The organism is Variovorax sp. JS1663 (assembly GCF_002157355.1).
Taxonomy (GTDB): domain Bacteria; phylum Pseudomonadota; class Gammaproteobacteria; order Burkholderiales; family Burkholderiaceae_C; genus Variovorax.
The window spans coordinates 1-21,099 of sequence record NZ_LYMK01000066.1 but is presented as its reverse complement, the minus strand read 5'-3'; the positions used below and the strand labels follow the sequence as shown (position 1 = coordinate 21,099).

The 21,099-nt window shown below is 69.0% G+C and carries 21 protein-coding genes; 7 read left to right on the top strand and 14 right to left on the bottom strand.

Annotation, left to right across the window (positions count from 1 at the left end; translation table 11 throughout):
* Positions 1 to 32: 32 nt before the first annotated feature.
* The 10 genes from A8M77_RS32035 to A8M77_RS31990 all read right to left on the bottom strand — a co-directional run bounded on the left by A8M77_RS32035 (position 33) and on the right by A8M77_RS31990 (position 8,538).
* Positions 33 to 1,349 carry a type II toxin-antitoxin system HipA family toxin gene (locus tag A8M77_RS32035; RefSeq protein ID WP_272947466.1) on the bottom strand — a complete coding sequence of 439 codons (1,317 nt, stop codon included), beginning with the start codon at positions 1,347 to 1,349 and terminating at the stop codon, positions 33 to 35.
* Positions 1,350 to 1,361: 12 nt separating this feature from the next.
* Positions 1,362 to 1,691, bottom strand: coding sequence for a helix-turn-helix domain-containing protein (locus A8M77_RS32030; protein ID WP_238137050.1), 330 nt, complete (start codon positions 1,689 to 1,691; stop codon positions 1,362 to 1,364).
* A 169-nt stretch (positions 1,692 to 1,860) separates the two neighbouring features.
* A complete protein-coding gene (locus A8M77_RS32025; RefSeq protein WP_086925517.1) occupies positions 1,861 to 2,892 on the bottom strand; it encodes a LacI family DNA-binding transcriptional regulator in 1,032 nt (343 codons plus the stop codon).
* Positions 2,889 to 3,872 carry a 2-hydroxyacid dehydrogenase gene (locus tag A8M77_RS32020; RefSeq protein WP_086925516.1) on the bottom strand — a complete coding sequence of 328 codons (984 nt, stop codon included), beginning with the start codon at positions 3,870 to 3,872 and terminating at the stop codon, positions 2,889 to 2,891. The genes A8M77_RS32025 and A8M77_RS32020 overlap by 4 nt, the downstream gene beginning before the upstream one ends.
* Entirely contained in the window at positions 3,872 to 4,822 is a 951-nt protein-coding gene (locus tag A8M77_RS32015; RefSeq protein WP_086925515.1) for a sugar kinase, read from the bottom strand. The genes A8M77_RS32020 and A8M77_RS32015 overlap by 1 nt, the downstream gene beginning before the upstream one ends.
* The gene (locus A8M77_RS32010) at positions 4,819 to 5,565 is read right to left on the bottom strand and encodes a sugar phosphate isomerase/epimerase family protein (RefSeq protein ID WP_086925514.1); all 747 of its coding nucleotides are present in this window, start codon (positions 5,563 to 5,565) and stop codon (positions 4,819 to 4,821) included. The genes A8M77_RS32015 and A8M77_RS32010 overlap by 4 nt, the downstream gene beginning before the upstream one ends.
* A gap of 4 nt (positions 5,566 to 5,569) precedes the next feature.
* Positions 5,570 to 6,349: an amino acid ABC transporter ATP-binding protein gene (locus tag A8M77_RS32005; RefSeq protein ID WP_086925513.1), complete on the bottom strand. Its 780-nt coding sequence runs from the start codon at positions 6,347 to 6,349 to the stop codon at positions 5,570 to 5,572.
* A gap of 10 nt (positions 6,350 to 6,359) precedes the next feature.
* On the bottom strand, positions 6,360 to 7,157 hold the full coding sequence (locus A8M77_RS32000) for a transporter substrate-binding domain-containing protein (RefSeq protein WP_086925512.1): 798 nt from the start codon (positions 7,155 to 7,157) through the stop codon (positions 6,360 to 6,362).
* Positions 7,158 to 7,200: 43 nt separating this feature from the next.
* Positions 7,201 to 7,854 carry an amino acid ABC transporter permease gene (locus tag A8M77_RS31995; RefSeq protein ID WP_086925511.1) on the bottom strand — a complete coding sequence of 218 codons (654 nt, stop codon included), beginning with the start codon at positions 7,852 to 7,854 and terminating at the stop codon, positions 7,201 to 7,203.
* Between the two features lie 12 nt (positions 7,855 to 7,866).
* Complete coding sequence (locus tag A8M77_RS31990) at positions 7,867 to 8,538, bottom strand: amino acid ABC transporter permease (RefSeq protein ID WP_086925510.1); 672 nt, start codon at positions 8,536 to 8,538, stop codon at positions 7,867 to 7,869.
* Between the two features lie 169 nt (positions 8,539 to 8,707).
* On the opposite strand from A8M77_RS31990, the gene A8M77_RS31985 reads away from it, so the two are divergent.
* Entirely contained in the window at positions 8,708 to 10,405 is a 1,698-nt protein-coding gene (locus tag A8M77_RS31985; RefSeq protein WP_086925509.1) for a hypothetical protein, read from the top strand.
* A gap of 69 nt (positions 10,406 to 10,474) precedes the next feature.
* Here A8M77_RS31985 and A8M77_RS31980 read toward each other — a convergent pair whose 3' ends face one another.
* Positions 10,475 to 11,398 (bottom strand): DNA-processing protein DprA, encoded by a 924-nt coding sequence (locus tag A8M77_RS31980; protein ID WP_086925508.1) that lies wholly within the window; start codon positions 11,396 to 11,398, stop codon positions 10,475 to 10,477.
* A gap of 161 nt (positions 11,399 to 11,559) precedes the next feature.
* Positions 11,560 to 15,099 (bottom strand): patatin-like phospholipase family protein, encoded by a 3,540-nt coding sequence (locus tag A8M77_RS31975; RefSeq protein ID WP_086925507.1) that lies wholly within the window; start codon positions 15,097 to 15,099, stop codon positions 11,560 to 11,562.
* A gap of 117 nt (positions 15,100 to 15,216) precedes the next feature.
* Between A8M77_RS31975 and A8M77_RS31970 the strand changes: the two genes are divergently transcribed.
* Positions 15,217 to 16,317, top strand: a complete 1,101-nt coding sequence (locus A8M77_RS31970) for an MBL fold metallo-hydrolase (protein WP_086925506.1) — start codon at positions 15,217 to 15,219, stop codon at positions 16,315 to 16,317.
* A 105-nt stretch (positions 16,318 to 16,422) separates the two neighbouring features.
* Here A8M77_RS31970 and A8M77_RS31965 read toward each other — a convergent pair whose 3' ends face one another.
* Positions 16,423 to 17,307, bottom strand: a complete 885-nt coding sequence (locus A8M77_RS31965) for a YihY/virulence factor BrkB family protein (protein ID WP_086925505.1) — start codon at positions 17,305 to 17,307, stop codon at positions 16,423 to 16,425.
* Positions 17,308 to 17,362: 55 nt separating this feature from the next.
* On the opposite strand from A8M77_RS31965, the gene A8M77_RS31960 reads away from it, so the two are divergent.
* The 5 genes from A8M77_RS31960 to A8M77_RS31945 all read left to right on the top strand — a co-directional run bounded on the left by A8M77_RS31960 (position 17,363) and on the right by A8M77_RS31945 (position 20,191).
* A complete protein-coding gene (locus tag A8M77_RS31960) occupies positions 17,363 to 17,950 on the top strand; it encodes a chromate transporter (protein ID WP_086925504.1) in 588 nt (195 codons plus the stop codon).
* Positions 17,947 to 18,546, top strand: a complete 600-nt coding sequence (locus A8M77_RS31955; RefSeq protein WP_086925503.1) for a chromate transporter — start codon at positions 17,947 to 17,949, stop codon at positions 18,544 to 18,546. The genes A8M77_RS31960 and A8M77_RS31955 overlap by 4 nt, the downstream gene beginning before the upstream one ends.
* A gap of 23 nt (positions 18,547 to 18,569) precedes the next feature.
* Positions 18,570 to 19,541 (top strand): aldo/keto reductase, encoded by a 972-nt coding sequence (locus A8M77_RS31950; RefSeq protein WP_086925502.1) that lies wholly within the window; start codon positions 18,570 to 18,572, stop codon positions 19,539 to 19,541.
* Between the two features lie 94 nt (positions 19,542 to 19,635).
* Positions 19,636 to 19,806, top strand: coding sequence for a SoxR reducing system RseC family protein (locus A8M77_RS36530; RefSeq protein ID WP_143694847.1), 171 nt, complete (start codon positions 19,636 to 19,638; stop codon positions 19,804 to 19,806).
* A 121-nt stretch (positions 19,807 to 19,927) separates the two neighbouring features.
* On the top strand, positions 19,928 to 20,191 hold the full coding sequence (locus A8M77_RS31945; RefSeq protein WP_086925501.1) for a hypothetical protein: 264 nt from the start codon (positions 19,928 to 19,930) through the stop codon (positions 20,189 to 20,191).
* Positions 20,192 to 20,197: 6 nt separating this feature from the next.
* Here A8M77_RS31945 and rlmB read toward each other — a convergent pair whose 3' ends face one another.
* On the bottom strand, positions 20,198 to 20,944 hold the full coding sequence (gene rlmB, locus A8M77_RS31940) for a 23S rRNA (guanosine(2251)-2'-O)-methyltransferase RlmB (protein ID WP_086925500.1): 747 nt from the start codon (positions 20,942 to 20,944) through the stop codon (positions 20,198 to 20,200).
* Between the last annotated feature and the right edge of the window lie 155 nt (positions 20,945 to 21,099).

Here is a 21,099-nt window from a genome sequence, read left to right as displayed (position 1 = left end):
GCCACAACGATGGACAGGATGCGTCGAATTGTTCAACGCAGCAGGAGCAGTTGTTCCTTGATGGTCTTGGCTTGCGCTTCGGAGACTCCCGCCTGCTCGGCATGCCGGCTCCAATCGAAAATGGCAGCGCGTACCTCATCGATCACACGGCGCGCCGTACCGATGCCCCGGCGCTCGGCCTCCGCCAAGAGGTCTTCCTCGAGGAAGCCCTTGAACTTGCCATTGACCGACATCAGGTGCTGGTGCGTCCACTCGCCCCGGGGGTTGTGGGCGAAGGTGATGTCGTACGCCGGCGCCAGTTCCCAGGGCTGGCCCTGCTTGAGCAGGAAAGAGAAGTTCTTCGTGTGATCGTCGCAGTTGCGGCCCATCACGTTGAAGACCATGCGGCGGAAGGCCTCTTCCATGTCGGTGTAGGGCAACTCGAGCTGGCGAATGACCTGGAAGAGCTGCGAGTAGGCGTTCGTGCCCTTCAGCTTGTAGTCCACGTGGTCCATCGCGCAGAGTGTCTGCATGTGGTGGCGTATGTCGCCCTCCCCACGATCGAAGCGCCGGGTCATGAAATGGGCACGCCCGTTTTCCTTGAGCAAGCGGCAGTCGGTCATCCTGATGCCCGCAGCCCGTGCCATCAAATGGTAGGCATATTCGATGCGGCCATAGTCCTGCGAGGAGCCGAGCTCGCTGTCACGGCCCATGCCATCGAACTTGAGCAGCCAATGCTCGAAGCCCTCCTGCACGTTCATCTGCCCGGCGCGGATTTCCTCCGTGTCGGGGTTCAGCGCAATGACGGCCTTCGCGCGGGCACCGCCGGCCGAGGTGCCGACTTCGATGATGCTGCGCAGCGCGGCGTTGGCATGCTCGTCGCCGGCCAGATCGCCCGTCACCGCCCGGCGGGCTTCCTCGACCAGGCTGCCGAGCACGATGGCCGTGGGCTTCTGCGTGGCTGGTCCGCGGCTGGGGCGGAAGTTCAGGGCCCCCATGGCACGCGTGCTCATGTAGGCGAGGCGGTCGAGCGCAGTGACGTCGGCGGCGGAGATGCCTTTGTCTGCCATATAGCGGTTGATCAGGGCGTTGCCGAAGTCGTCCGGCAGGGCATCGCTCAGCAGCGCCGGCAGACGCTTGTAGGTCGGCTCCGGCAAGTCGGGAAACAGATAGACCGTGTTGCTCCGGGCAGGCATGCGCAGCGGAGCCGGCTCGATGCCGCTGTCCTGGAATTCCGGGGTGTAGGCGAACGCGTAGCACCCATAAGCCGGATCCAGCGCGACGGCCCCGACATGCATGCCCCAGAGGTGGACGTCGATGCCATGGACAGGTTTGTAGGTTGAAGCACGCCTTGTTTTTCTCGTGGCCAATCGGGCGCCTCCTCAAGCTGGTCCCGGCCGCGTCTCACCGGCCTTTCGAGCTTTGCTTGCCCGCTGCCGGGGCGCATGACTTCGGGACAGCATCAAGGGGTTGATCGTGGCCACCGGACCGACCGACCGGAGCCAGTCTTCACGGCCGAGCGCGCGCAGGACACAGACCATCGTATGCAGCGTAGAACCGGCGCCACTCTCGAGGTTGCGCAGAGCGCGTACGCTCACGCCGGCGCGCTCCGCCAAGGTCTTTTGATCGATGTTGCGATGTATCCGCAGAGCCCGCAGCTGCTCGCCCACGGCGGCTTCCATCTCATCAGGGGTGGCATCGACGCTTTTCACGACTGCATCTCATCAAAGGGCTTATTTTTGCCCATTATGACACCTTTTCGCCCTTAGGAGCACATTTGAGCCGTTTGTTGTATTGTTCTCATCCAAACAAAATAACCGGCCGATTATTGCCTATAAACCATCATATGGCCATTGAAGAGGCGCATTTAGGGCAATTAATTCAATCCACCAAGACGCCTGACGATCCACGCACTCTCAGTTCTCCCGGCAGCAGCAACTGCCTTGGCGGCCCTTCCAGGCCCCGCAGGCGCTCGATCAGGCAGGTCGCCGCGGCACGCCCGATCGCATCGGTCGGCTGCGCGATGGTGCTCAGGCCCGGCCCGATCAGCGGCGCCCATTCGGGATCGTCGAAGCCGACGAAGCCGAGCTCGACGCCGAACTGCCAGCCCAGGCGCGCCATGGCCGAGGCCACGCGCAGGGTGACGACCGCGTTGCCGGCCAGCACGGCGGCGCGGCGGCCGCGTTTCGCGCGTTTGCGCAGGGCCTGCAGGGCTGCGTCGAGCGCGTCGCTGTCCTCGCCACCGCTTTCGAACACCTCGCCAGCCACGCGCGGCTGGTGGGCAGCGATGCAGTCGCCGAAGGCCGCCGTGCGCTCGCGCCGCGAGCTCACGCCCTTGAGCGGCTCGGTGATGTAGAGCAGCTCGCGATAGCCTCCATCCACCAGATGTTCGCAAGCCGCCTTCATCGCGGCGGGGTTGTCCAGCGAGACGAAGTCGGTGTGCATGTCGGGATGGCGGCGGTCCACCAGCACCGCCGGCTTGCCGTGCAGCACGTCGGGATCGACCAGGCCGGTGCCGCGGCCCAGGGTGTTGAGGATGAACCCGTCCACCTGGTAGCCGGCCAGCGCGTCGATGGCCTCGTGCTCGCGCTCGGCGTCGTTGCCGAGGTTGAACAGCATCACCAGGTAGCCGGCCTCCTGGCAGGCCTTCTCCGCGCCGCGCAGCACGGCCACCGAATAGGGATTGGTGATGTCGGCCACGATCAGGCCGATCAGGCGCGAGCGGCCATGGCTGAGCGCCTGCGCCATCGGGCTGGGCGTGTAGGCCAGCTTGGCCACCGCCGCCTCGACGCGCGTCGCGATGTCGGCGCTCAGCAGGCGCTCGCGGTGGTTCAGGAAGCGCGAGACGGTGGCCTTGGAAACGCCGGCCTCGCGCGCCACGTCGGCGATGGTGGCCTTGGCTGTCTTTTTCACGCGAAGGCCGTGTCGTAGACCGCCAGGGGCCGCTCGCCGGCGAGCGCCTTCAGCAGGTTGGTGGTGGCCAGCTCGGCCATGGCGTGCCGGGTCTCGTGCGTGGCCGAGCCGATGTGCGGCAGCGGGGTCACGCGCGGGTGGGTGCGCAGCGGCGAATCCACGGGCAGCGGCTCGGTGGCGAACACGTCGAGGCCGGCCGCGCGCAGGGTGCCGCGGTCGAGGGCCTCCAGCAGCGCCGGCTCCTGCACGGTGGCGCCGCGGCCGCCGTTGATGAAGATCGCGCCGGGCTTCATGCGGCCGAACACGTGGGCATCGACCATGCCGCGGGTGCTGTCCGACAGCGGCAGCATCGCGACCGCGATGTCGGCGCGCGCCAGCAGCTCGTCGAGCGGCGTGTGCAGCGCCCTGCCCTGCAGCTCGGGTGCCTGGGCCGCCAGGTCGACCGGGCGCCGCGCGTGGTAGAGCACCGGCATGCCGAAGCCCAGTGCCGCGCGGCGCGCGATGGCCTGGCCGATGCGGCCGAAGCCGAGCAGGCCCAGCGTCTTGCCATGCACGTCGAAGCCGAACAGGTCCTCGCCGATGTTCTTCGTCCAGCGGCCCTCGCGCACGAGGTTGGAGAGCTCGACCACGCGCCGGCTGGTGGCCATCAGCAAGGCGAAGACGGTGTCGGCCACGGTCTCGTCGAGCACGCCCGGCGTGTGGCACAGGAGGATGCCGCGCGCGTGCAGGGCGGGCAGCGCGTAGTTGTCCACGCCCACCGAAACGCTGGAAATGACCTCCAGCTTCGGCGCGCGCGCGAGCAGCACGTCGTCGACCGGGAAGCTGGAGCCGATCAGGCCCTGGGCCTCGGGCAGCGCGGCCTCGAAGGCCGGCAGCTGCGCCGCGATGCGCGGATTCGCCACCGTGACCTCGTGCGCCGCCTGCAGGCGCGCGAGCTGGTCGTCGGGCAGCTCGCGGAAGACCAGGACCTTCTTGCGCATCACAACCCCGCTTCGTCCAGCTGGGCCCGCGTGGGAAGGCCTTCCGTGTCGCCCAGCACCTGCACGGCGCGGGCACCGATCCAGGCGGCGCGGCGCACGGCCTCGGGCACGCTGCGGCCTTCGAGCAGCGCGCTGACCACGCCGACCGCGAAGCCGTCGCCGGCGCCGACGGTGTCGATCACCTTCGCCACCGGGAAGCCCGCGACGCGGCCGGTGCCGGCGGTGTCGCTGTCGTAGTAGGCGCCCTCGGCGCCGAGCTTGACCACCACCAGCTTCGCGCCCAGCGCACGGTAGAAGCGGGCCACGCCCTCGGGCGTGCTCTCGCCGGTCAGCAGCAGGCCCTCTTCCATGCCGGGCAGCACCCAGTCGGCGCGCGCGGCGAGCTCGTTGATCCAGTGGCGCATGGCCTCCTTGGAGGACCACAGTGTGGGGCGCAGGTTGGGATCGAAGGAGATGCTGCGGCCGGCGGCACGCATCACCTCCATGCTCTTCAACGCGGCCTGCAGGCTGGTGTCGGAGATGGCGGCGAACACGCCGGTCGCGTGCAGGTGGCGGGCCGAGCGCAGCCAGGGCTCGTCCACGTCGGCCGGGCCCATGTGGCTCGCGGCCGAGCCCTTGCGGTGGTATTCCACCGGCGGGTCGCTGCCGTCGGTGACGCGGCCCTTGAACTGGAAGCCGGTGCGCTGCGCCGGGTCGCTGATCACGTGCGAGCAGTCGATGCCTTCGCCCTGCATGGTGGCCAGCAGCGCGCGGCCCATCGAATCGGTGCCGAGCCGGCTGGCCCAGCCCACTTTCAGGCCCAGGCGCGACAGGCCGATGGCAACGTTGGTCTCGGCACCGGCGGTGCGCTTGTGGAAGACGGTGGCGTTCTCGATCGGGCCCGGCTGGTCGGCCACCAGCAGCATCATGGCTTCGCCGAAAAGCGCGACGTCGAAGGAAGTGTCAGTCATGGAAGGCCTCGCAGGGCACGGATCCGCGCGACCTGGCCGCGGGTGACGGCCACCAGATCATCGCCGACCAGAGGATATTCGATGGCATGCGGCACGTCGGCCGGCAAGGCGCGCAGCACCGCGCGCCAGGGCGCGATGGAATCGGCCAGCGGCACGGCGACCCACTTGGCGGGCAGGCGCTGCACGCCCTTGCAGTGCACGTAGCGCACGCGGGGCGCCAGCGCCTCGGCGGCGCGCAGCGGGCATTCGCCGAGCCAATGCCAGTTGCCCATGTCGAAGGTCATGCCGAGGTCCAGCCCGGCCTGCTGCTGCGCATCGAAGAAGCGCAGCAGCGCGTCGACGGTGCCGGCCTGCTCGGTCTGGTCGTTCTCGATCACGAGTTCCACCGGCTGCGCCTCGAGCAGCGCCTTGAGCTTGGCCAACGAGAACTTCGAGGGCGTCGCGAAGCCGCCGATCGACATCTTGAGCCGATGGGCACGCAGCGCGACGGCGGCGGCCAGGCCCCGCGCGAGCGCGCCTTCGTCCAGGCTGCCGTCAGTGGCCCAGAGGCCCTCGGGGCTGGAATACACCGAGGCCAGCCCAGCCAGGGCCGAGAGCTCGGCCGCCGGCTCGCGCAGCAGCTCGCCGCGCACTTCCACGCTGTCCGCGCCGGCCTCCAGCGCGAGCCGCGTGCACCACAGCTGGCCATGCCGACCCACCTCGGCCGTGCCGAAGGACGACAGAGAGATCAGGACAGGAGGCATGGTTTCAGTGGGCGTGGTGGGAACTGAGGATCTGGCCCAGGAACTGGCGCGTCTTCTCGTGCTTCGGCTGTGCGAAGAACTCGCCCGGGGGCGCCTGCTCGACGATCTTGCCGTCGGCCATGAAGATCACGCGGTCGGCCACGCTGCGGGCGAAGCCCATCTCGTGCGTGACGCACAGCATGGTCATGCCGTCCTCGGCCAGGCCGATCATGGTGTCGAGCACTTCCTTGACCATCTCGGGGTCGAGGGCGGAGGTCGGCTCGTCGAACAGCATGATCTTGGGGCTCATGCACAGGGCGCGGGCGATCGCCACGCGCTGCTGCTGGCCGCCGGAGAGCTGGCTCGGGTATTTGTGCGCCTGCTCGGGGATGCGCACGCGGGTGAGGTACTTCATCGCCACCTCTTCCGCCTGCGCCTTGGACATGCCGCGCGAGCGCATCGGCGCCAGGGTGCAGTTCTGCAGGATGGTCAGGTGCGGGAACAGGTTGAACTGCTGGAACACCATGCCGACCTCGGCGCGCACCGCGTCGACGTTCTTGCCGCCGGCGGTGAGCTCGATGCCGTCGACCACGATCTTGCCCTTCTGCACCTGCTCCAGGCGGTTGATGCAGCGGATCAGCGTGGACTTGCCCGAGCCCGACGGGCCGCAGATGACGATGCGCTCGCCGGTGCGCACCGAGAGGTCGATGTCGGTCAGCACCTGGAAGGTGCCGTACCACTTGTTCACCGCTTCCATCCGGATGATGGATTCGGCGCCGGCGTGGGTGGCGATGGCCTCTGTCATGGGTCGGTGCTCAGTTCAGCTTCGGAAGATCCGTCTGCAGCCACTTGTTGTAGAGCTTGTTGAGCTCGCCGTTGGCCGTGTTCCTGGCGACGAAGTCGTTGACGTTCTTCAGCAGGTCGTCCTGGCCCGGGCGCATCGCGATGGCCATCGCCTGCTGGACCAGGGTGAACTTGTTCTCGAAGGTATTGGCCGGGACGCGCTTGGCGATCTGCGCGGCCACGGTGACCGAGCAGCCGATGGCATCGACCTGGCCCGAGATCAGCGCCTGCATGGCCGAGGCGTCGTCGTCGAAGCGGCGGATCTCGGTGCCTTCCGGCGCGGCCTTGGTCACGGCCACGTCCTGCGTGCTGGCGCGGGCCACGCCCACGCGCACGCCCTTGAGGTCGGCGGCGCCCTTGATGTTGCTGCCGGTCTTGCCGTAGAGAACGATGGTCGCGGCCGCATAGGGCTGCGAGAACTGCACCTGCTTGGCACGCTCCGGCGTGACCGCGAGCGAGGCCACCAGCAGGTCGACCTTGTTGGTCAGGAGGAAGGGAATGCGGTTCGGGCCGGTGACGGGCACGATGTTGGCCTTCACGCCCCAGTCCTTGGCCAGCAGCCTGGCCACGTCGGCGTCGTAGCCGTCGGGCTGGTTCTTCGCGTCGGTGGTGCCGTAGGGCGGAAAGTCGACCAGCATGCCGATCGTGATCTCGCCCTTCTTCTTGATGTCGGCCACGCTCTGGGCCGAGGCCAGGGGCGCGAAGGCCGTGAGCGCGGCGCCCAGGCCGAGGGCGGCGATGGCGGCACGGCGGGTGGTGAAGAGGGTCATGTCAGGGTCTCCTTGGATTGGGGGCGTGAAGAGGAAAGAGAAATCAGCGGGCCAGTGCGCGGGCGCGTTTGCGCTCCATGTGGCCGGCGATCAGCGACAGCGGCCAGCAGATCGCGAAGTACATCGCCGCCACGGTCGTGAACACGTAGAGCGGCTGGAAGGTCGCGTTGTTGATGATCTGGCCCGCCCGCGTGATCTCGGTGAAGCCGATGATCGCGGCCAGCGAGGTGCCCTTGATGATCTGCACCACGTAGCCCACGGTGGGCGGCAGCGCGATCTTGAAGGCCTGCGGCAGCACCACGTCGCGCATGCGGCTCGCGTAGCTCAGGTTCAGCGCATGCGCGGCCTCGGTCTGGCCGCGCGGGATGGCCTCGATGCAGCCGCGCCAGATCTCGCCGAGGAAGGCCGCGCTGTTGAGCACCAGCGCGATGCCGGCGGCGATCCACGGGTTGATGTCGAAACCGATCACCGGCGCGCCGAAGAAGATCAGGAACAGTTGCAGCAGCAGCGGCGTGCCCTGGAACACCTGGATGAAGGCGGTGGCCAGCGCGCGCGCCGTCCGGCTCTCGGAGGTGCGCGCCAGCGCGATCACGAGGCCGAGGATGGCGCCGCCGATGAAAGCGATCAGCGACAGCGCGAGCGTCCACTGGGCCGCTTCGAGGATGAAGAGGAAATCGGGAAAGCCGAAGGTACGCATGGTCGATTGCCCTCAGCGGCGGTCCGGGTAGTTGAGCGTGCGCCGGTAGATCAGCTTGAACAACGCCGAGAACGCGAGCGCCAGCACCAGGTAGATGCCGGCCACCACGATGTAGATCTCGAAGCTGCGGAAGGTCTGCGACTGCAGGTTGGCGGCCACCGAGGTCAGGTCGTCGGCCGAGATCACCGAGACCACTGCCGAACTCAGCATCAGCAGGATGAACTGGCTGGTCAGCGCCGGATAGATGGCCTTGAGCGCCGGCTTGATGATGACGAAGCGGAAGATCTCCCAGCCCTTGAGGTTGAGCGCCCTGCCCGCCTCGATCTGCCCCTTGGGGATGGACTCGATGCCGGCGCGGATGATCTCGGTCGCATAGGCGCCGAGGTTCACCACCATCGCGGTGAGCGCGGCCGTGTAGGGCGACCAGCGCAGGCCGATGGCCGGCAGCGCGAAGAAAAAGAAGAACAGCTGCACCAGGAAGGGCGTGTTGCGGATCACCTCGATGTAGGCATTGACGATGAAGCGCAGCCAGCCGGGCCCGGAGGTCTTGCCCCAGGCGCAGAAGATGGCCACCACCAGGCCCAGCAGCGTGGCGACGAGCGAGAGCTGGATGGTGATCCAGGTGCCCTTCAGCAGCAGCGGCCAGGCGGCGAAGACGGCGTCGAACTGGAATTGGTAGTTCACGAAGTGGATGCGGTTCAGGCGGTGTGCGCCGAGGTGCGAGGAGCACCCGAAGGCTTCTGCCGGGTGCCTGTGCAGTGTATGAAACCGGTTTCAGAAGCACATCAGGGTTTGCCCTAGCCCACTTCCTGCACCGTTCCGTCCGCCCGGGCCGCGTGCCTACACTGGCGCCATGCAGCAGATCACTCCAACCCTAGAAGCTGCGGCGCAGGCGGCGGGTGCGGCACCGGTGGTGCGCCACCTGCGCGCGACGCTCCTGTGGCCCTTGCGCCTGATGCCGACGCCGAATGCGCCGCACGATCGGCGCAGCCCCTGGCAGTGGCTGAAAGAAGCCGGCGACGGCTCCCCCTGGCGCGAGGAAGTGGACGAGTACACCGGCAGCAGCGAAGGCTTCCACGAGCGCCACTACAACGAGTTCGTGAGCTTCCTGCCCTACGTGCAGCGCTTCCTGTACGGCGAAGGCCGGCGCGGCCGCGAGACGGGCGGCCCCGGCGGCGAATCGCCGATGCACATCTTCCGCCGGCGCGACATCGCCGCCGTGCGCGTGGTGCCGAAGCCGGGCGACGCACCGGTCACGCTGCAGGTGGTGCACACCGACCTGTATTTCTTCTTCGACGTCGACGTGGTGATGCTCAACATGGAAGTCGGCGTCGACGACCTGAGCCTGCCGCAGGCGCAGGAGATCCTGTACCGCTTCGGCCGGGCCTACCCCGGCGGCTGGGACGCACAGGGCGCGGCGCTGCACTGCATGAGCAGCGTCGAGTGGCTGGATGCCAACGGCGGCGTGCTCGCGAGCTCCGATGCGCAGCAGAGCGATCTGTTCCTCGCGCACGTGGCCGAGCACCGCGCACCGCGCATCGCCGCCCACTGGGCCTGGCTGATGCAGCCGCTGGTGAGCGACCATTCGGGCGATCCCGGCGCGCTGCGCTTCCGCCAGCTCGAGTACTACCGCATGCCGCTGATGGCCTACCTCGCGCTCGACGATCCACGGCGGCTGTCGCGCCACGACTTCATCCGGCTGGCGCTGGTGACCGGCGCCGCCGAACCCGCTGTCAGCGGCAGCGGCCCCCTGCCCTTCGCCGAGGATCACATGGCGGACTTCGAGCAGCGCTACTGCTACGACCGCTTCTGGGTCGACGCCGGCAGCGCGCCCAACACGCGCTACCTGTGCAGCGGCCGCTCGCTGGTGGTGATCGGCACGGCCGATTCGGAGTTCTTCTGCTGCCGCGACCGCGGCGTGCTGGCGCAGTTCCGGCACCAGCATTTCCTGGTCTTCCTGATCGCGCATTTCCAGAAGGCGGCGCTGCTGATGTACTCCGATCGCCTGGTGGAAGCGCTGCGCCGGCTGGACGTGCACGACGTGGCCAGCGTCAAGCGCTTCAAGCGCGCCATCCGCGCCAGCTTCGAGGGCTTCCTGCGCTTCACGCACCGCTACTGGTTCCACGAGATCTCGGAGCAGGCGCAGGTGCGCGCGCTGTCGCGCCTGTGCGCGACGCACCTGGGCCTCGATCCACTCTACGAGGAGGTCAAGGAGCGCATCGCCGACATGAACACCTACCTCGACGCCGACAGCCTGCGCCGCCAGGCCAACACGGTGGTGCGGCTGACCGTGGTCACGCTGTTCGGCCTGATCGGCACCGTCACCACCGGCTTCCTCGGCATGAACCTGCTGGCCGAGGCCGACTCGCCGTTGTGGAAGAAGCTCGCGTGGTTCGGCGTGGTGGGCGCCTTCACCACCTGGCTGACCTTCTACACGATGATCAAGTCCAAGCGGCTGTCGGACTTCATCGATGCGCTGTCGGACGAGCGGCACAACCTGCGCAGCAAGCTGGCAGTGTTGGCGCGGGTGTGGAAGCCGGGGGCGGATTAGGAGAGTCTTCGGCCGCGCGGATCCGCGTCAGCAGCCGTCCCAAGGCAGCGCGGCGGACCTCGCTTCGAGCTACGGCACGACGCCCAGGCGGGCCGCCTGCGTGAGCACCGCATCCACCATGGCAGGGTAGTCTGCGCGCGAGTGGATCGGCGTCGCCCCATGCTGCGCCACCAGCGCTTCTGGCAGGCCGCTCGACGTGCTGACGTTGGAGCCCGGCTGAGGAAGGACGGCGAACATCATTCGGTTCTCGCGGCGGCAGAACTCCGCGTGCGCGGTCGACGCGCTCTGCTCGCCGCCCTCGACGATGATGGAGGCGCATGTGAAACCGACCTGTATGCGATGGCACGACGCAAGGCTCGCCGGCGTGGCCCGTACACCCGGCGGGTGCTCTGAAACCCACGCGCCGCCCTCTTCAAGGATGCGATCAGCCAACGGCCGAACCCGGGCCGGGGTTGCTCTCTCAAGCCCGTGCGCCAACACGGCAATCGCCGGGCTCTTTCCGTTCATGGCACCTTCGTGCGCCGCGGCGTCGATGCCAACGGTCAAGCCGCTCACGACCACCTGGCCCTCGTCGGACAGGTACTGGGATATTCGCCTGGCGATGGCCAGGCCGTGCGGCGTTGCCCTGCGCGTGCCAGTCACGGCCACGCCAGGAAGCCTCTCCAGCACCGCGATGTCGCCACGCGCAAACAACACGAGCGGCGCATCCACCATCCGCCGCAGCATGGGCGGATAGCGTACGGACGAGATGGGCAGCGGCGCAATACCAAGCGCAAGGGCTGCGTCGATGTGGCGTTCGACATCTCCCACCGTCATGTTCACATGGGGCCTCGAAATACCGGCGCGCTCGAGCACATCATTGATCGAAAGTGCCTGGATCCCTGCCACCGCCCTTAGATTCTCGAGGAACTGCCGAAGTGCGACGCCTGCGAGCTTTTCCGATTTCTGCAGTGCCAGTGCAGCCACACTGATGGCGATATCGCTGTCGATCATGAACGTTTTCAGGGACGCGTCCGCGGAATGGTACCGTTTGCGCCCGAACCCGCATGACGACTACGCCATCCTGCGCGGCCTCGAGCCTCGATGCCTCGCAGATGCCGATCACGGGGACTGGCTGGTCCGGCGCACACGGGACCTCGCCGGGGCCGGCCTGTTCAGTTCGCCACCGGCCCGCCCGTGCGCGGCAGCCAGACCTCGATGTTGCTTCTCGTCTCGCTGCCGCCCTGCGGCCGCAGCTTGATGGCCCAGGGCTGGCCGGTCGGCGAGGTGGCGGTCTGGACCAGGGCCTGGGCGCAGGCGCGCATCTTCTCGTCGCGGATGATCACGGTGGGCTCCGGATGCCCCACCGGCGGCGAGCGGCCGGCGCGGCGGGAGGTGCTCAGCACGTCCTCGATCGGCGGCACGGAGGCGCCCAGGCTGCGCCAGGGGCCGCGCCAGCCGCGCGCCTTGTCTCGCAGCGCGGGGCCGTAGAGCTGGATGTAGACCACCGAGCCTTCGCAGACGTCGGCTGGCGGCCGCGGCGGCTCGTTGCCGTTGACGGGCGCCGGGTCGGCGCTGGGCGGGGGATAGGCCGGCGGTGTCCCGGCATGCGGCGGCGCCGTGGCCACCTGCAGATCGCCAGGGCCGCCCCAGAGGTCCTGCGCGCGGTCGCGCAACCACACCACGGCCGGCCACGGCGTCGGCAAGGTGCCGCTGCAGTTCTGCTTGGAGCCGACCTGGCCGGTGTAGTCGCGTGCCCAGTAGCGCGGCGCGCAGGGCGGCGCCTGCGCGGGCTGCAGGCAGTCGATGCCGTTGCCCGCGTCGAGCAGGCGCGCACAGGCCGGTGCGCGCTGGGCGGGCGGCTCGTCGGCGCAGGCCTGCTTGGCATCGTCCACGATGCGCACCGAGAGCCGGAACTTGGCCATGAAGTTGTCGCGGCCGTCGCGGCACAGCAGGTCGCCGGTGCGCAGCAGCTCGGCCGCCAGCTGCGCCGGCGCATCGCCGCTCGGGCTGCCCGTGTGAAGACGGGCCCAGCGCTCGGTCAGCTCCTTGAAAGAGCTGTTCTCGGCCTGCTCGGCCTCGGCCCGCTGGACGCGCCAGCTGTCGATGCCCTGCCAGGCCGCGACGCCGAAGGTGGCGGCGGTGCCGATGCCGACCGAGGCGGTGACCGCGCCGGCCTTGATCACGCGCGCCTGCAGCCGGCTCATCGAGCCCACGGCGGCCGCGGCAGCGCTGTCCTTGTCGTCCTCCGCGCCGCCGGTGCTCGCTTTCGCGACCGCCTGCGGCTGGCCATCGTCGGGCATGAAGAGGCCGGGCGCGCCCATCGCCACCTGCTCCAGCATCTCGGCTTCGAGGCGCGTGCCGATCTCGGCGCCGAGGCGGAAATAGCTTTCCCACTGGGCCTCGTCGAAGAACTGGTCGGTGGTGGGCTGCTGCGGAAAGAGCGGGTTGGCCGCCTTGAAGTTGACCAGGTCCACCGGCAGCGCGGCCGAGACATTGGGCTTGACCAGCACGATCTGCCCGGTCGCGCCGCTGGCATAGCGCACCTGCGCCAGGGCCAGGCAGGCCTGGCTGTTGGGCGAGGCCAGGTCGTTGAGCGAGCCGAAGGCACCCAGGTGCGCCCAGTCGGCGCCGGGGCGCGGCTTCATGAAGGTGATCTCGGCGTTGAGGTCGATGCGCGCGCGGCGGATCAGGATCTCGAGGTCGCAGAAGCGGTAGTCGGGATCGGCGCCGCAGTCGGCGATCACGATCAGTGCGGCCTCCTGGCGCAGCAGCGTGTAGGCACCGGTGTTCTCGAAGTGCCCGCCGTCGCTCAGGTACCAGTTGGCCGAGCTGCTGCCCGGGAACACGCCGAAGCACTCGAGCAGCATGAAGCGTGTCTTCATGAGCAGCGGGCTGCTGTGCACCGCCGCGCCGCGCTGGGCGATGCCCGCCTCTGCGCTGTTCCACCAGTAGCCCAGGCGCAGGCCCGCGAACACCGACAGCGCGGCGATGCCGCGCTTGGTGAGCCGGCCGAGGCCGGGTGCGAAGGCAGCGCCGGAGATCGCGGTCCAGGCCCCCAGCGTGAGAGCGCCCTCCCCATGCGCCTGCGCCCAGCCGGCGCCGCCGGCCTGCATCAAGCCGAGCGGGCCGACGGTGAGCGGCTGGCTGCGGCGGTCGCGGTTGAACAGGCGCTGCTTGGTGTCGTGCGTCTGGTTGATGCAGACGTTGGCCAGGTGCACCGGCCCGCCGTGCAGGTGCGGCGCGTAGCGCAACTGCGAGATGTCGTCGTGCGCATCGACCTCGCCCACCGGCACCTGCGGCGGCTCCAGGCCGGAGACCTGGTCGGTCGGGCTGGCGCCCAGGCGCCGCGCATTGGCCGCACCCAGGTAGCCGCGCACGATGCGCGCCTTGTAGAACATGTGCAGCGAGGAGACGTTGAGGAAGGCGAAGTTGCGCCCCGTCACCAGTGCGTAGCTGAACACGATGACGAAGATGGTGCCCAGCCAGACCCAGCCGCGCGAGAAGTCCAGGCCCGCCGGCGTGAACACCGGCAGCAGCACCGCCGAATACACCACCCCCACCCACCAGGCTGCGAGGCAGAAGGCCAGCAGCAGGCCCAGGAGGCTGGCGAGCGAGAGCATCAGCGACTTGCCGATGCCAGGCGTCTCGTGTTTCTGCGACAGCAGCATCGGCAACACGCCTCGCAGCCCCGCCGCCACCACCAGCAGGATCGCACCGTAGGTGGCGCGGATGTCCTGCCCCTCGGCCGCGATCCACCAGCCGGCGCGATCGAGCAGGCCCAGCATGACGATCAGCAGCACGGTGTTGAGCACCGAGGCGAGCGCGTCCGTCAGTTCGTTGCGCAGCTCGCCGGGGGAGCGCTTGCGACAGCGCCACAGCACCCACAGCAGCGCCACTACCCAGCACAGTGCGAAGCCCACGAAGGCCGGCGCCAGCCACAGGGACCCGCTGTAGTGCCGCACCAGCTGCGGCCCGACCCAGCAGGCGGCGGCGGCCAGCACGCACCACATCGCCACCTGCAGCAGCATCGAGCCGGTCGACTTGCGGTCGCGCACCGACCAGTAGGCGCAGGCCAGCACCACCGAGGCGAGGAAAGGCCCGACCAGCGTGAACCACAGCGTCGGCCACTGCGTGGCCCACTGCACCAGCAGGCGCAGCGAATGCACGCTGGCCAGGTCGGTGACGCCGGTCACGGCGTCGGGCGGCACGCTGTTGAGGTCGACCGCGCGGAACACCGCGTCCCACAGCAGCAGGTTGATGGCGGCCAGCACCATGCCGATCAGGCCGGCCGCGATGGCGATCTCGATGTGCGTGCCGAGCAGGTTGCGCAGGTAGAGCGCGGTGGCGAACAGGGTGTCGCGCAGGCCGCCGGGAATCAGGTAGCGGCCGTTGCCGCGCAGCCACCAGCCGAAGCGCGCGCGGTCCACGTCGGCGAAGGCGCGCTCGATGTCGCGCACCTCATCGGCCGACGCCGCGTTGGTGCACAGCCGCCCCAGCGTGGCGCCGATGTAGCCGCCGCCGGAGACCGTGGAGATGAGGTCGAACTTGAGCAGTTGCCGGCGTGCGGCCAGCGACTTCATCAGGCCCAGGCAGAAGGTCGCGCTGCGGATGCCGCCGCCCGACAGTGCCAGGCCCCAGGGCCGGTGCCCGTCGTCAGCGCCCGAGAGCGCCTGCCGGCGTGCGGTGACCAGCTTCTGGATCGCTTCGTCCATGCGGCTCCTCGTCGTTCGGCGTGAAATATTTCACGGTGGAACGGGGGCCACAATGCCGCAAACGGCCTATGCCGGACGCGGGTAAGCTCGCACCCGCCGCAACCCCCGCCCGCGACCATGACCATCGACTCCATCTGCAAGAGCCTGTTCCTGGCCGCCGTCTTCGGCCTGATCGCCGGCTGCGCCGGCACCGCCAGCGGCGCCTGCGAGACGCCCTACGGCAACTCGCCGCAGTTCGGCAAGGGCGGTTGCGTGTTCGAGAACCCGCCCAATCCCGAGGCCTTGCCCTCGGCCAGTCCATGGAAGATCTGGTCCCGCTTCCTGGTCGCGACCAAGACCGGGACCGTGCCGGTCGATCCCATTCCCGTGCAGCCGGTCAGCCCGGCGCAGCTGGAGGCGCTGGACCGCGAGGCCAACCACGTGATCCGGCTCGGCCACTCTTCGCACCTGCTCAAGCTGCGCGGCAAGTACTGGCTGATCGACCCGGTGTTCGGCGCGCGCGCCTCGCCGTTCAGCTTCGTCGGGCCCAAGCGCTTCCATCCACCGCCGCTCAAGCTGGAGGACCTGCCGCCCATCGAGGGCCTGATCCTGTCCCACGACCACTACGACCACCTCGACGTGCCGACCATCGAGTACCTGGCGCAGCGTGTGCAGCGCTACTTCGTGCCACTGGGCGTGGGTGCCCGGCTGGTGGAGATGGGGGTGTCACGGGAGCGGGTGGCCGAGTTCGACTGGTGGCAGTCCACCGAGCACGGCGGCGTGCGCCTCACCGCGGCGCCGGCGCAGCATTTCTCGGGCCGCACGCTGAGCGACCGCAACCGCACGCTGTGGGCCTCCTGGGTGGTCGAGAGCGCAGCGCAGCGCGTCTTCTACAGCGGCGACTCGGGCTACTTCGCGGGCTTCCGGCAGATCGGCGAGCGCTTCGGCGGCTTCGACCTGGCGCTCATCGAGAACGGCGCCTACGACCCTTACTGGCCGGCGGTGCACATGACGCCCGAGGAGAGCGTGCGCGCTTTCGAGGACGTGCGGGGCAAGGTGATGTACGTGGTGCACAACAGCACCTTCGACCTGGCCTTCCACACCTGGCAGGACCCGCTGGCGCGCGTCGCAAAGCTGGCCGAGGCGAAGAAGATCGAGCTGGCGACGCCGGTGATCGGCGAGGTGCTCACCATCGGCCGGCCTCGCACCAACGCGCTGTGGTGGGAAGGGCTGAAATGACGCTCTCCCCCAGGCTCCCCCACTCCGTGTGGTCCGCCAACCCCCTCACCGGGGGCAACACCAGCGGCCCGGCAAAGCCGGTTCCGCGGTGTTCCCCGGCTGCGCTCAGACCGGATCCGGCTTCATCTGGGGCCGGTCGACGCCGCGCAGCGAACCGTACTTGCGCGCATACACCCAGGTGAACTCCGCCCCCAGCAGGAAGATCTGCGCCGAGTAGTAGACCCACACCAGCACCACCACGAGCGAACCCGCGGCGCCGTAGCCCGAGGCCACGCTGCTCTTGCCAATATAGAGGCCGATCAGGTGCTTGCCGACGGTGAAGAGCAGCGCCGTCACCGCCGCGCCCACCCACACGTCGCGCCACTGCACCTGCACGCGCGGCATGATCTTGTAGATCATCGCGAAGCCCACGGTCACCATGGCGAAGCTGAAGACGAAGTTGACGCCCTGCGCCAGGGCAGCCCAGCCGCCGAAGACCGGTGCCCACCACTTGCTCAGTGCTGCCAGCGCGGCGCTGGCGACCAGCGACACCATCAGCAGGAAGCCGATTCCCATGATCATGCTGAAGGACAGGAGCCGCACGCGCAGCAGGTTGAACAGGCCCTTGCCTTCCTTGCGCTGCGGCGCGCGCCAGATGCGGTCGAGCGCGTCCTGCAGCTCGCCGAACACGGTGGTCGCGCCCACCACCAGCAGTGCCAGGCCGACCACGGTGGCGATGATGCCCTCGCGGGGCTTGTTGACCGCCTCCAGCATGCCCTGCACCGCCCGCGCGCCCTGCTCGCCCATCAGGCCCGAGAGCTGGGTCATGATCTCGCCGCGCGCGGCATCCTCGCCGAAGACCAGGCCGGCGATCGAGATCACGATCAGCAGCAGCGGCGCCACCGAGAACACGGTGTAGTAGGCCAATGCGGCGCCCATGCTGGGGGCGTAGTCGGCCTTCCACGACAGGACGGCCTGCTTGAGGAGATCGAGGAGTGCGCGCGGCTGCATGCCCGCGAGTGTCGCAGCATGCGGGCCGGGCGGCCTGCACCGATAATCGGGCGCGATGCATCCGGCCCCCTCCCCCGCGGCGCCCGCCGAGCGACCGCAGCCCCGCTCCACCGGCGACCTCTTCGTGTCCTTCACCTGGCTGGCCCTGCAGGGCTTCGGCGGCGTGCTGGCCATCGTGCAGCGCGAGATGGTCGAGAAAAAACGCTGGCTGACGGCCGACGAGTTCCTCGAGGACTGGGCGGTGGCCCAGGTCCTGCCGGGCCCCAACGTGATCAACCTGGCGCTGATGATCGGCGACCGCTACTTCGGCCTGCGCGGCGCGGTGGCGGCGGTGGCAGGCATGCTGACCGTGCCGCTCGGCGTGATCCTGGTGCTGGCCCTGCTCTATGCCCACTTCGCCGGCGATCCGCAGGTGGCCGGTGCGCTGCGCGGCATGGGCGCGGTGGCCGGCGGCCTGATCGCAGCCACCGGCATCAAGCTGATCCCGGCGCTGCGGCGGCATCCCCTCGGCTTCGGCGTCTGCCTCGGCATCGTGGCGATCGTCTTCGCCGCCATCGCGCTGGTGCGGATTCCGTTGGGCTGGGTGCTGCTGGCCGTCGGCGGCGTGGTGTGCGTGTGGACCTGGCGGAAGATCGGCCCATGAGCATTACCATGCACTGGCACGACTGGCTGGGCCTCTTCGGCCAGTACCTGCTGCTCTCGCTGCTCTCCATCAGCGGCGCCATTACCACCGTGCCCGACATGCACCGCTACCTGGTCGACCGCCATGGCTGGCTGACGGACGCGCAGTTCAGCTCCTCGGTCGCGATCGCACAGGCGGCGCCGGGGCCGAACGTGCTCTTCGTGGCCCTGATGGGCTGGAACGTGGGCATCAACGCGGGCGGCGGCATCGGCGCCGGCCCGCACGCCTGGGCGCTCGGGCTGTTCGGGCTGACCGTCACCATGGTGGGCATCATGCTGCCGAGCACCACCCTGACCTATGTCGCCACGCGCTGGGGGCACCGCAACCGCGAGCGGCGCGGCGTGCGCGCCTTCAAGCAGGGCATGGCGCCGGTGGTGGTGGGCCTGCTGATCGCCACCGGCTGGGTGCTGTCCGCCGGTAACCATGGCGGCCATGCGCCTGCCTGGCACCTCTGGCTGGTCACGGGCGTCGCAGCCTTTATCGTCTGGCGCACCCGCATCCACCTGCTGTGGCTGCTGGGTGCCGGCGCGCTGCTGGGCGCCTTCGGCTTCGTGTGAACCGTCCTTCAAGGAAAGCATCCATGCAACTTCGCCCCCTCGGCCGTTCCGGCCTCCAGGTTTCGCCGCTGGCCTTCGGCGGCAACGTCTTCGGCTGGACCGTGGACGAGAAGCTCTCCTTCCGCCTGCTCGATGCCTGGCTGGACGCCGGCTTCAACTTCGTGGACACCGCCGACGTCTATTCGTACTGGGTGCCCGGCCACAGCGGCGGCGAGTCCGAGACCATCATCGGCAAGTGGCTGCGCCAGGGCGGCAAGCGCAATCGCGTGGTGCTGGCCACCAAGGTGGGCAAGCCGATGGGCGAGAACAAGAAGGGCCTGTCGCCGGCCTACATCCGCGAGGCGGTCGACGCGTCGCTGCGGCGCCTGCAGACGGACCACATCGACCTCTATCAATCGCACGACGACGACACGGACACGCCGCTGGCCGACTCCCTCGGCGCCTTCGCGGACCTGATCCGGGCCGGCAAGGTGCGCGCCATCGGCGCCTCCAACTACAGCGCGCCGCGGCTGGCCGAGGCGCTGGACGTCGCCGAGCGCGCCGGGCTGCCGCGCTACGAGAGCCTGCAGCCCCTGTACAACCTGTACGACCGCGCGGTGTACGAAGAGGCGCTGGAGCCGCTGTGCGCGGCGCGCGGCGTCGGCGTGATCAACTTCTATGCCCTCGCCGCCGGCTTCCTGACCGGCAAATACCGCAGCGAGGCCGATGCGGCCAAGAGCGCACGCGGCGCCAGCACGACGAAGAAGTACCTGAATCCGCGCGGGCTGCGCATCCTGGCCGCGCTCGACGAGGTCGCGAAGGCCCACGGCGCCACGCCGGGCCAGGTGGCGCTCGCCTGGCAGATCGCACGGCCCTCCGTCACGGCGCCGATCGCGAGCGCCACCTCGGTCCAGCAACTCGACGATCTGGCGGCGGCTGCGCGCCTCACGCTCGATGCGGAGGCCATTGCCTTGCTGGACGAGGCGAGCACCGAGCCGGGCACGACCCGGCAGTAGGCTCGCTCCGACATGCTTTGGCGGCCGTGGCCGCCTGCCCTGCCCGAGCGCCCTCGCCGAGACTGGGGGCCGTTTCCCAAGACGGAGAAGAACCATGTCCTTCGCGCTTTACCTACTCGGCTTCGTGATCTTCCTCGCCGGACTGGCGTGGGGTGCCTCGGTGGCCGGCGTGCCCACGTTGTATATCGGCATCGGCGCCCTGATCCTGCTGGGCATCGGCATCTTCAGCGCCGTGGGGCGTACACGCAGCAAGGACCCTTCCTAGGACACATCCCGTCGCAAAGAATGCAAGGCGGGAACGCCTCGTTCACGGAAGCCGTCACGTGAACGGTTTAAGCTCGATGCAGGTCCGGATGACCCGGACGTGAACACGAGCGAGGAAAACGATGGACGAGGACGGCGAGGTCAAGCGCTTTGTCTATGACGATTGGGACATCCGCATCTGCCTGGACGCGGCGACCGCCGATGGCCAGACATCGGGCCATGCGGATCTGCTTCTCGGCGGCGAACACAAGTGCCGCATCTCTCTGTCAGGCCGTTTCGCCGGCGCTGACGGCGCCTGCGACACGCTGGAGCGCAAGGCACGGGGGTGGGTCGACGACTGGAAGTCGCGCGAGCACTCGGGCGATACTCACTTCGCGGCGCTCTGAACAAGCTCAGCTGCCGCGCTGCCGCATCGCCTCGTAGAGGCACACCCCACTGGCCACCGACACGTTGAGACTTTCGACCGCCCCGGCCATCGGGATGCGCACCAGTTCGTCGCAGGTCTTGCGCGTGAGCTGGCGCATGCCTTCCCCCTCGGCCCCGAGGACCAGCGCGAGCGGGCGCTTCAGGTCGCTCTGGTAGAGCGTGCCGGGCGCATCGTCGCTGGTGCCTACGCACCAGATGTTGCGTTCCTTCAGCTCGTTGAGCGTGCGCGCGAGGTTGGTCACCATGAAATAGGGCATCGTCTCGGCAGCCCCGCTCGCGACCTTGGCCACGGTGGCGTTGATGCCGGCCGCATGGTCCTTGGGCGCGACCACCGCATGCGCCCCGGCGCCGTCGGCCACCCGCAGGCAGGCGCCCAGGTTGTGCGGATCGGTAACGCCGTCGAGCACCAGCAGAAGCGGCACGGTGCCGGCCGCTTCCAGGCCTTCGAGCAGCTCGTCGAGCGAGCGGGTCTGCGCGATCGGCTGCACGCGCGCCGCCACGCCCTGGTGCCCGTGGCTGCCGCTGAGCTTGGCGAGGCGCAGGCCATCGGCCTCGATCAGGCGCACGCCGGCCTCCTGCGCGCGGGCGATGAACTGGCGCATGCGGGCATCGCGCCTGGTTGCATCAAAGAGCACCTCGATCACCGAGGACGGCGCGGTCTTGATGCGCACGGCTACGGCATGGAAGCCGAAGATCACTTTGGGGGAAGACATCGCCGGGATTATCCGGCGCCGCCGACCACAGGCCCACAGGTGCTCGGCCTTCAGTCCGCCTTGATGTACTCCGACGCGATGCGCAGGGGCACGGACCGATGTCCGGGCGGCAGCGGCGCGGCGTCGTCGCCGGGGATCCGGAATGGCGGCAGCGC